The organism is Devosia sp., from assembly GCF_035944845.1.
Taxonomy (GTDB): Bacteria; Pseudomonadota; Alphaproteobacteria; order Rhizobiales; family Devosiaceae; genus Devosia_A.
Genome location: NZ_DASZAW010000038.1, coordinates 1 through 14,179 on the forward strand (window position 1 = coordinate 1; position 14,179 = coordinate 14,179).

Genomic DNA, 14,179 nt, shown 5'->3' on the forward strand with positions numbered 1-14,179 from the left:
ATCAAGGAGTGCGAAGATGAGCGATACCGTCGCCAAACTCACCATCGGGGACCAGACTTTCGAGTTCCCGGTGCTTTCGGGCTCGGTTGGGCCGGATGTCATCGATATCCGCTCACTCTACGCCAAGACCGGCATGTTCACCTATGACCCGGGCTTCACCTCGACCGCTGCGACCGACAGCGCCATCACCTATATCGACGGCGACAAGGGCGAACTGATGTATCGGGGCTACCCGATCGAACAGTTGGCCGAGAAGTCGAACTATCTCGAGGTCTGCTACCTGCTCCTTTACGGCGAGCTGCCCAGCAAGGCGCAGATGGCCGATTTCGAGCAGCGCGTCACGCGCCACACCATGGTGCACGAGCAGATGCACTATTTCTATCGCGGCTTCCGTCGCGATGCGCACCCGATGGCGATCGTCTGCGGCGTGGTCGGCGCCATGGCCGCCTTCTACCACGACTCGATCGACATCAACGATCCCGAGCAGCGCGAGATCGCCTCGATCCGCATGATCGCCAAGATCCCGACGATCGTCGCCATGGCCTACAAGTACTCGGTGGGCCAGCCCTTCGTCTATCCGCGCAACGACCTCGACTACGCCTCGAACTTCCTGCGCATGTGCTTCTCGGTTCCGGCCGAGGATTTTGTGGTGAACCCGGTCGTGGCGCGCGCCATGGACCTGATCTTCACCCTCCACGCCGACCACGAACAGAACGCCTCGACCTCGACCGTGCGCCTCGCCGGCTCGTCCGACGCCAACCCGTTCGCCTGTATCGCGGCGGGCGTGGCCTGCCTCTGGGGTCCCGCCCATGGCGGCGCCAACGAAGCGGCGCTCAATATGCTCAAGCAGATCGGCTCCGTCGACCGCATCCCCGAGTTCATCGCCAAGGCCAAGGACAAGAACTCGGGCTTCCGCCTGATGGGCTTTGGCCACCGCGTCTATAAGAACTACGATCCGCGCGCCAAGGTAATGCAGCAGGCCGCCAATGACGTCTTGGCCCAGCTCGGCGCCGACAATTTGTCGCCGACCTTGCAGGTGGCCAAGGAGCTCGAGCGGATCGCCCTCTCCGACCAGTACTTCATTGATCGCAAGCTTTACCCGAACGTCGATTTCTACTCGGGCATCATCCTCGATGCGATCGGCTTCCCGACCTCGATGTTCACCGCCATCTTCGCACTTAGCCGCACCGTTGGCTGGATCGCGCAGTGGAAGGAAATGATCGGCGACCCGCAAAAGAAGATCGGCCGCCCGCGCCAGCTCTACAACGGCGCGCCGGTGCGCGACTACGAACCGATCAGCAGCCGCTGATTGGCCAGGGCAAGCACCCGCTCGGCGGGATCGACAAGGGGCGCCTCGGGCGCCCCTTGTTGCATCAGGGCGCGGAGTTCCTGGAAGGCGGCGACCTGGGCCGCCACTGCCTCGGACTCATCCAGCAGAGCCGCAAGCGGCGCCAGCGAACGCTCGGCTTTGGGGTCGACGAACTGCAACTCCGGAACAACCTCGCGACCGAGAATGATGTTGGGCAATGCGATCTGCACCGGCCGGCCGAGCTTCGCCGCGCGCCGGGCCTGGTGCGGGTCGGCGACATAGGTGACGACCATCGGCACCCCGGACATGGCAAGTTCGAACGTGATGGTGCCGCTGACCGCAAACGCAGCATAGGCTGAGGCAAAGGCGGCGTTGCGTGCGCCGCCGCTGACGATCTGAACCGGCATTGGCCAACTCGCGACCTCGCTCCTGAGGCGCTCTGCCAGCGACGGCAATGTGGGGATGACAAAGCCGGTGACGCGCGGATGCCGCAGCAGCATTTTCGCTGCCTCGCGCATCAGCGGCAGATGGCGCCGCAACTCGCCGTCACGGCTGCCCGGCAGCAGCAGCAATGGACCACGATCGGGCTGGGCTGGTCGCATCGGGAAGCGCGACAGCGCCGGATGGCCGACATAGGTGGTTGGCGGACCGGCAAGCTCTGCCATCACTTTTGGCTCGAACGGCAGCACCGCCAGCACTTCGTCAAACAGCGGCTTCAGTTCGAGGGCGCGTTCCGGCCGCCAGGCCCAGATGCTGGGCGCCACGTAGAGCAGCATCGGGACCGTGACACCGGCCCGGCGAACCCGCGCGGCGACGGCCTTGACGAAGACCTGTGAGTCGATCAGCACGACGACGTCAGGACGCTGCCTGATGATGGCGTTGGCCGTCTGCCGCAGCCGCCAGAGCAGCAGTGGTAACCGCCGCAGCACATCGCTCCAGCCCATCACAGACAGGTTCGCCATCGGGAAGAGACTGCTCAGCCCCTCGACCTCGAGCTCGGGCCCTCCAACGCCGGAAAGCGTGAGCGGAACCTGACGACGGAGCCGCTGCACCAGGTCGGCTCCGATGCGGTCACCAGAGGCCTCTCCCGCGACGATGAAGAGGCGCAGCGGCTCAGCCATCGATGCCGAGGCCGATGACCGCGATGCCGTGTCGGTCGGCCGCCGCGGCAAGCGCCGGTCGATCCAGAACCAGTGACTTGCCGGCTTCGACGACGATCAGGCCGATGCCGGCGGCGGCGGCGTTGCTGACGGTATCCGGTCCGATCGCCGGCAGGTCGACGTAGAGCGGCTGCTGCGGCTTTGCGGCCTTGGCCAGCACCAGTGGCCCGGTGCCGTCCCCAATGCGGCCGGCGGCGCGATGCGCGGCCACACGGGCCAGCAACTCATCGGTCCCTCCCACATCTTCGGCGGCAACCAAACGTCGCCCGGCGACGACGACCGCCTGTCCGAGATCGAGCCGACCGATCTCCCGCGCCGCCAGCAGCCCCTGGCGTGCAGCCGCTAGTTCCGCATCGGTCGGCGAGCGGCCTGCGAGCGTACCGGCGGCCGCCAGCACATCGGCAGCTATTTCGTGCACGCCGATCACCTTGGCGCCGGTGAGCTTCTCAATGGCAGCGGTCACCGTCGACAAGGCGGCGTCGCCCTGAGCCGTGCCGGGTGAACTGGTGGCAAAGCCTGCAAGCCCCTCGCGCTGGCGATCCGAGATCACGAGGCCACCGGCCAGCACCACATGTGTTGTCCGGAAGCCGGAGACGGCAGCAATCGCGCCGGCAGGATTGGTCAGGTCGGCCGCGATCAACGACGCCCCGGCTCGCTCGGGTTGCGGCACGAAACCAATGACCTGGACCTCGTCACCCGCCGCCAACGCGGCTTCGACCACATGGGAGACCAGGGCTCCCGACCCGGCAAGGACGGAAAGCCGGCGCGGCATCATTCCTCGCCGGGGACGTTGATCGGCAGGTTTCCCGGCAGGGTCAGCGGCCGTTCGGCGGCAGCGATGAAGCTCACCACATCCTGCACCAGTTGCTCGTCGGGGAACATGGCCGAGGCGTCATCGACCCGTTCTCGCAGCGTCCCTTCACTGGCAAAGATCATGCGGTAGGCGGTGCGCAAGCGGTGGATCGCCTCGCGATCGAAACCACGCCGCTTGAGACCGACGAGGTTAACTCCCGACAGGGCAGCCGGATTGCCCAGCACCGTGCCGTAAGGGATCACGTCCTTTTCGACCTTGGTCATGCCGCCGACAAAGGCGTGTGCGCCGATGTGGACAAACTGGGCCGAGCCCGAGTGGCCACTCATGATGACATAGTCGTCAATCATGCAGTGCCCGGCAATGCCCGTATTGTTCGACAGAATGATGTGATTGCCGAGGATGCAGTCATGCCCGATATGCACGCCGATCATCAGGAGGCAGTGGTTGCCGATGACGGTCTTCATGCCGCCACCGGCCGTGCCTGGATTGATGGTCACGTGCTCGCGGATGACGCAGTCGGTGCCGATGGTCAGCGTCGAGGGCTCACCGGCATACTTGAGATCCTGCGGTCGGTGTCCCACCGAAGCGAAGGGAAACACTACGGTGCGCGCGCCGACGCTGGTACGCCCGGTGACCACTGCATGCGAGATGAGCTCGACGCCGTCGCCAAGCGTCACGTCGCTTCCGACCACGCAGAACGGCCCGACTTTGACACCGGCCCCAAGCTTGGCGCCGGCCTCGACGATTGCCGAAGGATGGACGCTCATCGCTCGCTGGGGCTCACCATGGCGCCGACCTCGGCCTCGGCAATCACGACGCCGTCGACGATCGCCTTCGCCTCGAACCAGCCCATGGTCATGCGGCGGCGCAGCTTCCTGATGTGATACTCGATCTGGTCGCCGGGCTTGGCGGGCTTGCGGAACTTGCACTTGTCGATCGTCAGCAGGTAGACGATGTGCTTCTCGCCCCCCGCGGCGCCGGCGGCGATTGCCATCGCGCCGGCCGTCTGGGCCATGCCTTCGATGATCAGCACGCCGGGAAACACCGGCTCGCCCGGAAAGTGTCCCTGGAAGATCGGCTCGTTGAACGTGACGTTCTTGATCCCGATTCCAGAGTTGTCACCGTCGACCTCGATGATCTTGTCGATCAAGAGGAACGGGTAGCGATGGGGAAGAACCGACAGGATCTGGCCGATATCCATCGACGAGAATTCCTTGGTCTCGCTCGGTGGAGCCTCGTTCGTAACCGTCACTCTCGTCCCCTTTTGTTCAGTCGCCGCAGCATCGCAATCTCGCGCTGCCAGCTCTTCAGGTCCTGTGCGGGATAACCGCCAACTCGCGCCCCCGCCGGCACGTCCTTGGTGACGAGGCAACGGGCCGACAATATGCTGCCGTTGCCGATCCGCAAATGCCCGGCTGTGCCGGCCCCGCCACCCACCAGCACGTTGTCGCCAATGATCGTGCCGCCGCCGATACCGCAGGTACCGGCAATCAGGCAATAGCGACCGATGCGCGAGTTGTGGCCAATCTGCACGAGATTGTCGATCTTGGTGCCTTCGCCAACCACGGTATCGCCAAGCGCACCACGATCGACAGTCGAATTGGCACCAATCTCGACCCCATCCTGGACGATGACGCGGCCCAATTGCGGGATCTTGCGGTTGGAACGCCCCTGCCCCAGCCAACCGAAGCCTTCGCTGCCGATCCGCACTCCGGCATGCAGCACGACGTTGTTGCCAACATAGGCGCACTCGATTGACACGTTCGAAGCGATCACCGCGTTCCGGCCGATGGTTACGCCCTTGCCGATGACGGTATTGGGTCCGATGATGGTGTTACGACCGATCTCGACGCCGGGTCCGATCACCACGTTGGCCCCGATCCGCACGCCCTCCTCGATGAACGGCGCAGCGCCACCAGCTTCGAACAGCCCGGACGCGACGCCGCGAGTGCCAAGCGGATAGAGCCGCTCCAATAGATCGACGAACAGTTCGTGCGGGCGCTCATCGACGAGGGGCACGGCGCCCGCCGGCACGTCGGCAAGGAACCTGGGATGCACGATGACAGCGCCGGCGCCGGTCTCGGCCAGCGCGGCGCGATACTCCGCCTGTGCCGCAAGGGCAAGGTGGGCGGGTCCCGCCAGCGGAAGCTCCTCGGCACCGCTGATCACCAGTTCGGCCGCTCTGGCTTCGTCGACGTCGACTTTCCGGCCCAGCGTCGACAGTACGACACCAAGCGAAATCGGTCCCGACGAGGAATGGAAGCGCGTATCGACCATGGCTGTCATTACACAACAAAGAGGCCGCGGGGCAACCGCGCCGCGGCCTCGATAACCGGAAGGAAGGCCGGCAGAGCGCCGGCCGACCGATAGATTACAGCAGCTGCTGCAGCGTGAGCGAGAAGACCTGGGTCTTGTCGTCCGTCGCCTTGTTCAGCACGTGGGCGAAGTCGCCACGCAGCGGTCCGAACGGGCTGTCCCAGATGATCGAGGCGCCAACCGCCGACTTGAAGTTCTGGTCGATGCTGCCCGGCGCGATGGTCGTCGGGGCAGTGAAGGAACCGTTGCCATCGATAATCGCCGCGTCAGCCCAGATGGACCCACGTACCCCGTACGTCTCTGGCAAGACAGGAATGGGGAACTCGATTTCGGCGGACACCCCAGCATAAGCCGTATAGCCGAGACGCTCGCCCGACGTCGTTGTCTTCGGCCCCATGCCGCCACTCTGGAAGCCGCGAACCAGCGATCCGGCACTGCGGAAGGTCTCAAGCGGGAACACACCGCCACCATCCAATGATGTGATGTAACCGGCCTGACCCTTCACACTCCCGATAACGTTCCAGTCCGACAGCAGCGGCATGAAGTAGCGTGCCTTTGCTTCGGTCTTCAGCAGGTTGTAGTCCCAGCCGATGAACTGCTGCGAGAAGGTTGCATAGATGCCTTCCGTCGGATGCTTGGTGTCGTCAAGCGTGTTGTAGGCCAGAGAATAGCCGACCCACGCCTTGTTGAACGTATCGTTCACATCGACGTCGATAATCTCAGAGCGTCGGCACTCCTCGTCGGGCGTAACGGGATCGTTGTCCACATCACACATCGACTCGTCCTTGATGACCTTTTGCTCAAGACCAACAAACACCGAGCCGCTGAGATCCGTCGTAATCGGCGCACCGAAACGAAGCTGACCACCGGTCGAAGTCATTCCATAGATGTTGCTGTCCGTCTCTTCGACGATACGGTGATAGAAATCGACACCCGACGACACGCGCAGGCCCATGAAGCGCGGCTCGGTAAACGAGAAGTCGAAGCTCTGGCCCGATCCCGAAGCGCTCACTGCGGCGCGGACGTACTGCCCGCGACCGAGGAAGTTGCGCTCGGTCACCGACACCTCACCCAAGAGGCCTGCGGTCGAGTCAAAGCCTGCGGTCAAGCCGTAGTCGCCGGTCGACTGTTCCTCGACTGTGATATTGATCACCACCTTGTCCGGCGAACTACCCGGCGCCATGTCGAGCGCAACGGTCTTGAAGAAACCAAGGCGTTCGATACGAGTCTTGCCACGCTGCACCATCGAACGGTTGAAGGGGTCGCCTTCACCGAAATCCAGCTCACGACGGATCACCGCGTCGCGGGTCTTGGTGTTGCCGCTGATGTTGATGCGCTCGACATAGACACGGGCCCCCTCGTCAACCAGGTAGGTGACGTTGAAGGTGCTGTTGGCCACATCGCGATCAACACGCGGACGCACGTCGGCAAAGGAGTAGCCCTGCGCCGTCGCCTCGAACGCCAGGTCTTCCTGCGACTTCTGCAGGTCGGCCAGCGAATATGTGCCACCCTTGCCGGTACGGATCGCACCGGTCATGGCATCAGGATTGAGGCCCGGGATCGAGGTTTCGACACCGATCTCACCGAAGCGATAGCGTTCGCCTTCGGAAATGGTGAAGTTCACGAAATACGCGTTGCGCGACGCATCGTACTCGCCGACGGCCGACGTCACCTGCGCATCCGGGTAGCCGTGGTTCATGTAGTAGAGCTCGATCAGGCCGCGGTCGATCGCCAACAGGTCTTCGCTGTAGGTGTCGTCGCGGAACAACCAGCTCAACAGGCTCGTCTCATGGGTCCGGATGATGGACTTGAGAGTGCCCGAGTTGATCGAATTGTTGCCGGTGAAGTTGATCGCGGCGATGCCGGTGCGCTGGCCTTCGTTGACCACGAAGGTAATGCGCGCACGACCGCTCTCGGACTGCTCGACCCGCGGCGCCACCGTCACGCCCATATAGCCCTTGCCGACATAGGCGAGGCGGATCGACTCCGCATCGGCCGCAAGGCCAGCCTCGGTGAAGCTCCCCTGCTCCGCCACGTTGACCATCGCGAGCAGTTGGGCGTCGGAGAAGCCGCTGTTGCCTTCGAACAGCACCGCCGAGATGAGGCGTTGCTGCTGAGCCTGGGCCGCATCGACCCCGATGAATGTACCGCTGACGCCTGCAAGCGGCGCTGCCACGAGGGCGAGCGCTACAAAGATACCGCGCATCAGCTTTTTCGGGTTCGTCATGATTCTTGTTGCCTCGTGCGACCTACGCCGGGAATCGCCATGCACAGCGTCCCCAGCTAACTCCATCAAAAGCTTTTACTGGAATTTTAACCACGGACAAGCCGCGACGGGCTTCGAGGTTAGCGAAAGATTGGCCCTCGTGCATTCCTGCAACACCTGGAAAACTAAGCTTATCCAAGGGTTAACGGGAATGTAGGGGCATTCGGGCAAATGCGTCCGAGGAGCGGCGATAATATGTCGGCCACTCGACACGGCCACGCTCCGAGGATTCCCTCAGAACAGGTCGTTGATCAGCGTGAACACCATCAGTGTGAACACGATCGCCAGTCCGAACCGATAACCGATCTCCTGGACCCGTTGGCTCAATGGCTTTCCGCGCGCCGCTTCCACCAGGTAGTAGGCCAGATGGCCGCCATCGAGCATCGGGATCGGCAACAGGTTGAAAATGCCGATGTTCAGGGAGAGAAGCGCCATCAGGTTGATCAGCGCGACAATCCCGAGACTGGCGACTTCGCCCGAGACCTTGGCCACCTTCACCGGCCCGCCAAGCTGCTCGACGTCGCCCCGCCCGACGAAGAAGTCGCCCAGGAAGGCCACTGTCCGGTCGATGATGAAGCGGACTTCCTCGAAGGTCATGCCGATCGCTTCGACCGGATCCGGCCGATAGAGCACGACATCGGACTGGTCGATGTTCTTGGTGACTCCGAGACGTCCGATCCGATGCGCGTTGCCGAACCGGTCTGTGGTCGATACGGCCTGCGGCACGGCGGTAATGGTCTCGGTCCGCCCGTCCCGATCGAAGGTGATCGTCACCTGGCGCTCCGGCGCCGTAGCGATCAGGCGCTGGAAGTCCTCGAAGCCACGGACCTCAAAGCCATCGACCGACACGATGCGGTCGCCTTCGGCAAGGCCCGCCTGCCCCGCCACCGATTCAACTGGCACGGCATCCAGCACCGCAGGAATGGTGTAGCGACCGTAGCCGAGCAACAGCGCGTAGAGCACCAGCAGGGTGAAGATGATGTTGGCGACCGGCCCGGCGATCACCACCGAGATGCGTTGCCACACGTTCTTGTTGACGAACAGCTGCCGGCTCAACTCGGGCCCGGCCCGCTCGATGAAGGCCTCGTCCGGCATGCTCGTTGCGTTCATGTCGCCGACGAAACGGACATAGCCGCCCAGCGGGATCGCCGAGAGTTTCCAGCGCGTGCCGCGCTTGTCGTTGAAACCGATGAGTTCCGGGCCGAAGCCGATCGAGAAGGCCTGGATGGCGATGCCATTCCAGCGCGCCACCAGATAGTGCCCCATCTCGTGCACGAACACGATGATGGTGAGCACTACGAGGAATGGCACCACGTAGGAAAGCAGCCAGAAAACAAAGTCCATGTCGTCGGTCCCGAACGCCCCGCAGCTGGGAAAACCTAGGGGCCGAATGCGTTAAGATTGCGATAGGACGCGGTGTCGCGGCGTCACCAGTTGAGGAAGCCGGATGCCACCGCACCCTGCCCGCTATGCAAAAACCCCACGAGGCAGAGAAAGATCGAGCTCAGCGTCAGGCTGTCGAGCCGATCCATCAGGCCGCCGTGCCCTGGGATGATGTCGCCCGAATCCTTGATCCGGAACCGCCGCTTGATGGCACTCTCGGCCAGATCCCCCACCTGCCCAAGGATGCTGAGCGTGGCGCACAGCGCCAGTCCGACCCACCATGGCGATTGCGGAGCGACCAGCAGCCAGACCACCAGCCCGACCAACGTGCCCAGTGCGAAGCCGCCGATGGCTCCCGACCAGGTCTTGGACGGCGAGATATCCGGGGCGAGCTTTTCGCCGCCCACCTGCCGTCCGGTGAAGTAGGCCCCCGTATCGGTCGCCCAGATCACGCAGCCAAGCAGCAGCCCGGTCCACAGGCCACTGTCGAACACGCCGGGCTGGTTCCAGGTCGCTTCACCGCGAATGATCAGCAGCGCGATGATGACGATGCCGTAGAACACCACGCCGCCGATCCGCCAGAGGCGCACGCCCGCGCTGCCGAAGGCCGCTACCAGGGCAGCCGCGGCGACGGCGGCCAGCGATGCCAGCGGCCCGAGCGCGGGGTAGATCAGCGCCGCGATGACCAACAGGCCGATCAGCGCGCCACCGACCGTAGTCAGCGGCTTCAGCGTCACCATCCGCTCCCACTCGCGATAGCAGCCCGCAAAGACCACGGCGACCAGGGCGGCGAAAACATAGGAGCCGAAGTAGAGTCCGACTCCGGCCATGCCAAGGAGGACGAATGCCGAAGCGATGCGGGGGCCGAGGTCCGTCCAGGACCGGCGGGCAAGCGGGTTGAACTGGGGACGCTGGTCCTCCGGTGCGCTCACGGGCTCCTCGTTTCGATCCCGCCAAAGCGTCGGCTGCGCGAGGAATACTCATCGAGCGCCTTGAGAAAGACCTGCTCGCCGAAATCCGGCCAGTTCTCCTCGACGAACACCAACTCCGAATAAGCGCCCTGCCAGAGCAGGAAATTCGACACCCGCTGCTCGCCGCTGGTGCGGATGATCAGGTCGGGGTCCGGAGTACCGGACGTATAGAGCGCCCGGGCAATAGTCTCTTCGGTGATGTCCTCGACCTGCAGCTTGCCCGAGGCGACAGCCTGCGCAATCGCCTTGGTCGCCTCGGTCAACTCGGATTTTCCGCCATAGTTGAAAGCGACGATCAGCTCGAGCCCGGTGTTATGCGCGGTCTTGAACTGTACCTCATCGATCAGCCGCTTCAGGGCTTCATCGAGCCCGGTGCGGGTGCCGATAATCCGAACCCTGACATTGTTCTGGATCAGCGTTGCGAGATCGGAAGCAACGAACCTGTGCAGGAGGCCGAAGATGAAGTTCACTTCGTCGCGCGGTCGGCTCCAGTTCTCCGACGAAAAGCTGAACACCGTGAGGTGCTTGATGCCGTAGCGGATGGAGAGATCGACCAGCCGGCGGAGCGCCTTGACGCCCTCGACATGCCCTTCGGTCCGCACCTTGCCGCGCGCTTTCGCCCAGCGCCCATTGCCGTCCATGATAACCGCCAGGTGCGCGGGAATCTTGAGGCCCGGCTTCTCGTTGAGCGTCGTGGCGACGGCAGTATCGGCGGACATAGACGCCCTCCAGGGGCAGCGCGTTGCAGGCCTATCCTAGACCTGCATGATTTCCTGTTCCTTGACGGCCAGCACATTGTCGATATCGGCCACGGCGGCGTCGGTCGCCTGCTGCACCAGGTCGCCCTGCTTGCGGCTGTCGTCCTGGCTGATTTCGCCATCCTTCTCGAGCTTTTTCAGCAGGTCCATGCCGTCGCGGCGGATGTGGCGCACGGCGACGCGCGCCTGTTCGGCATAATTGTGTGCAACTTTGGTCAAGTCGCGGCGGCGCTCTTCATTGAGCTCCGGCAGCGGCACACGGATCACCGTGCCCTCGGCCGCCGGGTTGAGCCCGAGACCCGAATTGCGGATGGCCTTTTCCACGGCGCCGGCGAGGGTGCGATCCCACACCTGCACGCTCAGCATGCGAGCTTCCGGCACCGTGACCGTCGCCACCTGGTTCAGCGGCATGCGGCCGCCATAGGCCTCCACCGTTACGGGCTCCAGCAGGCTGGCGCTTGCGCGACCGGTCCTGAGGCCAGCCAGTTCGTCCCTCAGCGAGACGATCGACTTCTGCATCCGGTCCTTGAGTGCGGGCAGCGAGAATGCCTCGACCATGGTAAAACTCCTTGTATATCCGCGCCTTAGCCGACGCGTGTACTCCTTGCCCGGCCGGCCAGGACGCCCTTGAGGCCTTCCTTGTCGTCGAGCGCGTAAACAATTATCGGCAAGCCGTTGTCGCGGGCAAGCGCGAAGGCGGCCGTATCCATGACGCGCAGGTCCTTGGCGATCACTTCTTCATGGCTGATCGTCTCGAAACGCAGCGCCTGGGGGTTCTTCTTGGGGTCCTCTGAATAGACCCCATCGACCTTGGTGCCTTTGAGCAGCACATCGCACCTGAGCTCGATCGCCTTGAGCGCCGCCGCCGTGTCGGTAGTGAAGAATGGGCTGCCGGTGCCACCGGCGCAGACCACGACGTAGCCGTCGGCCAGGGCCAGGTTGGCGTCGCGGGCGGTGAATGTGTCGGCCACCGTCTCCATCGGCACGTTGGAATAGACTTTGACCTTGAGGCCCTTCTGCTCGATGGCGTCGCCGAGCGCCAGCGAGTTGATCACCGTGCCCAGCATGCCCATCAGGTCGCTGGTCACCCGGTCGCCGCCCTTGGCGGCCACGGCCATGCCGCGGAAGATATTGCCCGCACCGATGACGATCGCCACCTGAACGCCGCTCTTGGCGACCTCGGCGATCTGGTCAGCCATGGCGTGGAGGAACTTTGGCTCGATGCCGAAGGATTGGTCGCCGGCAAGCACTTCGCCGGAGACTTTCAGCAGAATCCGTTTGTAGGCGGATTTGGCCATTCGTCAGTCTCCCGAGGTGCGAAGCAAGGCCCGAATCTAGGGGCGTCGCAGGCGGTTATGGCATATTCGGACGGGCTGTTGACCAGCCCGTCCGAAACTTATCCCGCGTCTTACTTCACGCCGGCAGTGGCAGCAACTTCAGCTGCGAAGTCGGTCTCTTCCTTGGCGATGCCCTCGCCCAGCGCATAGGCGACGAAGCCCGTCACCTTGATCGGGGCGCCGACATCCTTCTCGGCATTCTTGACCACGTCGGCGATCTTGGTCTCGCCGTCGATCACGAACACCTGCGAAAGCAGCGTGACTTCTTCGTAGAACTTGCGCACGCGGCCTTCGATCATCTTTTCGATGACGGCGTCCGGCTTGCCGGATTCCTTGGCCTGCTCGGTGAAGATGGCGCGCTCGCGAGCCACCACGTCCTGGTCGATGTCATCGGGCGACACGCTCAGCGGCTTGGTGTTGGCGATGTGCATGGCAAGCTGCTTGCCCAAGGCACTCAGCGCCGCCTTGTCACCGGTCGACTCGAGCCCGACGATCACGCCGAGCTTGCCGAGGCCGGGCGCCACGGAGTTGTGCACGTACGAACCGATCACGCCGTCCTTGACGGTGAGCGTGCCGGTGCGGCGCAGGTTCATGTTCTCGCCGATCTTGGCGATCGCATCGGTCAGCTCGGCCGAAGCGGAACGGCCCGAACCCGGATACGGCATCTCGCTGAGCTTGCTCACATCGCCATTGGCGTCGAGGGCGAGCTTGGCGATGTTGCCGACGATGGTCTGGAACTGGTCGTTGCGAGCGACGAAATCGGTCTCGGAGTTCACCTCGACGATCGCACCGCGGGTGCCGTCGATCGACACGCCGACCAGACCTTCGGCCGCGACGCGGCCGGCCTTCTTGGCGGCCTTGGCGAGACCACGGGTGCGCAGCCAGTCGACTGCCGCTTCCATGTCGCCACCGGTCTCCTCGAGGGCCTTCTTGCAGTCCATCATCCCCACGCCGGTCAGTTCGCGGAGCTCTTTAACCTGCTGAGCGGAAACAGCCATTTCATATCACCTTTCCGCGGCCCCATGAGTGGAGCCGCGCCATTGTTCGAATGCGTAACCCGGAGCGAACCGGATTAGTTGGCGGCAGACGACGTGTCGGCGTCTTCGGCGCTGAGCGCCGGCTCTTCCGGAGCCTCGGCAGAGGCACCCAGATCGGCGCCACGGCCGGCGGCCGAACGACCGATCCCGTCGATGGCCGCGCGCGACACCAGCGAGCAGTAGAGCTCGAGGGCGCGAGCCGCGTCGTCATTGCCCGGAATGGCGAAATCGACGGTATCGGGATCCGAGTTCGAGTCGACGATCGCGATCACCGGGATGCCAAGACGCTTGGCTTCCTTGATGGCGTTCGCTTCCTTGTTGGTGTCGATCACGAACAGCAGGTTCGGCAGGTTCCCCATGTCCTTGATGCCGCCGAGATCGCGCTCGAGGCGCTCCTGCTCACGGCTGAGGAGCAGCAGCTCCTTCTTGGTCAGGCCATGGCCGCCTTCGGCCTGCTGGGCCTCGAGCTCGCGCAGACGGGCGATCGAGTTCGAAATGGTCTGCCAGTTGGTCAGCGTGCCGCCGAGCCAGCGCGAGTTGACGTAGTACTGGGCGGACTGGCGAGCAGCCTCGGCCACCACCGGCGCCGCCTGGCGCTTGGTGCCGACGAACAGCACGCGGCCACCGTCGGCGACGGTGTCCGAGATCAGCTGCAGCGCGCGCTGCAGGGCCGGCACGGTCTGGCTGAGGTCGAGAATGTGGATGTCGTTGCGGACGCCGAAAATGTGGCGTTCCATCTTGGGGTTCCAGCGGTGCTTCTGGTGGCCGAAGTGAACACCTGCTTCGAGCAGCTGACGCATGGAAAAATCGGGCAATGCCATGGAAGGC

The 14,179-nt window shown here is 63.8% G+C and carries 14 protein-coding genes; 1 reads left to right on the plus strand and 13 read right to left on the minus strand.

Going from position 1 to position 14,179, the window contains the following annotated elements:
- Positions 1-16 precede the first annotated feature (16 nt).
- On the plus strand, positions 17-1,309 hold the full coding sequence (locus VGV07_RS06475; RefSeq protein ID WP_326867872.1) for a citrate synthase: 1,293 nt from the start codon (positions 17-19) through the stop codon (positions 1,307-1,309).
- Here VGV07_RS06475 and VGV07_RS06480 read toward each other — a convergent pair.
- The 13 genes from VGV07_RS06480 to rpsB all read right to left on the minus strand — a co-directional run bounded on the left by VGV07_RS06480 (position 1,285) and on the right by rpsB (position 14,172).
- Positions 1,285-2,430: a lipid-A-disaccharide synthase gene (locus VGV07_RS06480; protein WP_326867873.1), complete on the minus strand. Its 1,146-nt coding sequence runs from the start codon at positions 2,428-2,430 to the stop codon at positions 1,285-1,287. The two genes, VGV07_RS06475 and VGV07_RS06480, sit on opposite strands and share 25 nt — an antisense overlap.
- Positions 2,423-3,241, minus strand: coding sequence for a UDP-2,3-diacylglucosamine diphosphatase LpxI domain-containing protein (gene lpxI, locus VGV07_RS06485; protein WP_326867874.1), 819 nt, complete (start codon positions 3,239-3,241; stop codon positions 2,423-2,425). The genes VGV07_RS06480 and lpxI overlap by 8 nt, the downstream gene beginning before the upstream one ends.
- Positions 3,241-4,050, minus strand: coding sequence for an acyl-ACP--UDP-N-acetylglucosamine O-acyltransferase (lpxA, locus tag VGV07_RS06490; protein ID WP_326867875.1), 810 nt, complete (start codon positions 4,048-4,050; stop codon positions 3,241-3,243). The genes lpxI and lpxA overlap by 1 nt, the downstream gene beginning before the upstream one ends.
- A complete protein-coding gene (fabZ, locus tag VGV07_RS06495) occupies positions 4,047-4,484 on the minus strand; it encodes a 3-hydroxyacyl-ACP dehydratase FabZ (protein ID WP_326867884.1) in 438 nt (145 codons plus the stop codon). The genes lpxA and fabZ overlap by 4 nt, the downstream gene beginning before the upstream one ends.
- Positions 4,485-4,531: 47 nt before the next feature.
- Positions 4,532-5,560: a UDP-3-O-(3-hydroxymyristoyl)glucosamine N-acyltransferase gene (gene lpxD, locus VGV07_RS06500; protein ID WP_326867876.1), complete on the minus strand. Its 1,029-nt coding sequence runs from the start codon at positions 5,558-5,560 to the stop codon at positions 4,532-4,534.
- A 94-nt stretch (positions 5,561-5,654) separates the two neighbouring features.
- Positions 5,655-7,826, minus strand: coding sequence for an outer membrane protein assembly factor BamA (gene bamA / locus VGV07_RS06505; RefSeq protein WP_326867877.1), 2,172 nt, complete (start codon positions 7,824-7,826; stop codon positions 5,655-5,657).
- 273 nt (positions 7,827-8,099) lie between these two features.
- On the minus strand, positions 8,100-9,209 hold the full coding sequence (gene rseP / locus VGV07_RS06510; RefSeq protein ID WP_326867878.1) for an RIP metalloprotease RseP: 1,110 nt from the start codon (positions 9,207-9,209) through the stop codon (positions 8,100-8,102).
- Positions 9,210-9,292: 83 nt separating this feature from the next.
- Positions 9,293-10,180, minus strand: coding sequence for a phosphatidate cytidylyltransferase (locus VGV07_RS06515; RefSeq protein WP_326867879.1), 888 nt, complete (start codon positions 10,178-10,180; stop codon positions 9,293-9,295).
- Complete coding sequence (locus tag VGV07_RS06520) at positions 10,177-10,938, minus strand: isoprenyl transferase (RefSeq protein WP_326867880.1); 762 nt, start codon at positions 10,936-10,938, stop codon at positions 10,177-10,179. Before VGV07_RS06520 ends, VGV07_RS06515 begins: the two co-directional genes overlap by 4 nt.
- A 36-nt stretch (positions 10,939-10,974) precedes the next feature.
- On the minus strand, positions 10,975-11,535 hold the full coding sequence (gene frr / locus VGV07_RS06525) for a ribosome recycling factor (protein ID WP_326867881.1): 561 nt from the start codon (positions 11,533-11,535) through the stop codon (positions 10,975-10,977).
- 26 nt (positions 11,536-11,561) lie between these two features.
- Entirely contained in the window at positions 11,562-12,275 is a 714-nt protein-coding gene (gene pyrH, locus VGV07_RS06530) for a UMP kinase (protein WP_326867882.1), read from the minus strand.
- Positions 12,276-12,385: 110 nt separating this feature from the next.
- Positions 12,386-13,312, minus strand: coding sequence for a translation elongation factor Ts (gene tsf, locus VGV07_RS06535; protein WP_326867883.1), 927 nt, complete (start codon positions 13,310-13,312; stop codon positions 12,386-12,388).
- 74 nt (positions 13,313-13,386) lie between these two features.
- Positions 13,387-14,172 (minus strand): 30S ribosomal protein S2, encoded by a 786-nt coding sequence (gene rpsB / locus VGV07_RS06540; RefSeq protein WP_326867885.1) that lies wholly within the window; start codon positions 14,170-14,172, stop codon positions 13,387-13,389.
- Between the last annotated feature and the right edge of the window lie 7 nt (positions 14,173-14,179).

Excerpts from the sequence above, each read along its gene's own strand:
- VGV07_RS06520 (WP_326867880.1), bottom strand. The coding sequence starts at position 10,938 with ATGTCCGCCGATACTGCCGTCGCCACGACGCTCAACGAGAAGCCGGGC.
- VGV07_RS06475 (WP_326867872.1), top strand. The coding sequence starts at position 17 with ATGAGCGATACCGTCGCCAAACTCACCATCGGGGACCAGACTTTCGAG.
- bamA (WP_326867877.1), bottom strand. The coding sequence starts at position 7,826 with ATGACGAACCCGAAAAAGCTGATGCGCGGTATCTTTGTAGCGCTCGCC.
- frr (WP_326867881.1), bottom strand. The coding sequence starts at position 11,535 with ATGGTCGAGGCATTCTCGCTGCCCGCACTCAAGGACCGGATGCAGAAG.
- lpxA (WP_326867875.1), bottom strand. The coding sequence starts at position 4,050 with ATGAGCGTCCATCCTTCGGCAATCGTCGAGGCCGGCGCCAAGCTTGGG.
- fabZ (WP_326867884.1), bottom strand. The coding sequence starts at position 4,484 with ATGGATATCGGCCAGATCCTGTCGGTTCTTCCCCATCGCTACCCGTTC.
- tsf (WP_326867883.1), bottom strand. The coding sequence starts at position 13,312 with ATGGCTGTTTCCGCTCAGCAGGTTAAAGAGCTCCGCGAACTGACCGGC.
- rseP (WP_326867878.1), bottom strand. The coding sequence starts at position 9,209 with ATGGACTTTGTTTTCTGGCTGCTTTCCTACGTGGTGCCATTCCTCGTA.
- lpxI (WP_326867874.1), bottom strand. The coding sequence starts at position 3,241 with ATGCCGCGCCGGCTTTCCGTCCTTGCCGGGTCGGGAGCCCTGGTCTCC.
- rpsB (WP_326867885.1), bottom strand. The coding sequence starts at position 14,172 with ATGGCATTGCCCGATTTTTCCATGCGTCAGCTGCTCGAAGCAGGTGTT.
- VGV07_RS06480 (WP_326867873.1), bottom strand. The coding sequence starts at position 2,430 with ATGGCTGAGCCGCTGCGCCTCTTCATCGTCGCGGGAGAGGCCTCTGGT.
- lpxD (WP_326867876.1), bottom strand. The coding sequence starts at position 5,560 with ATGGTCGATACGCGCTTCCATTCCTCGTCGGGACCGATTTCGCTTGGT.
- pyrH (WP_326867882.1), bottom strand. The coding sequence starts at position 12,275 with ATGGCCAAATCCGCCTACAAACGGATTCTGCTGAAAGTCTCCGGCGAA.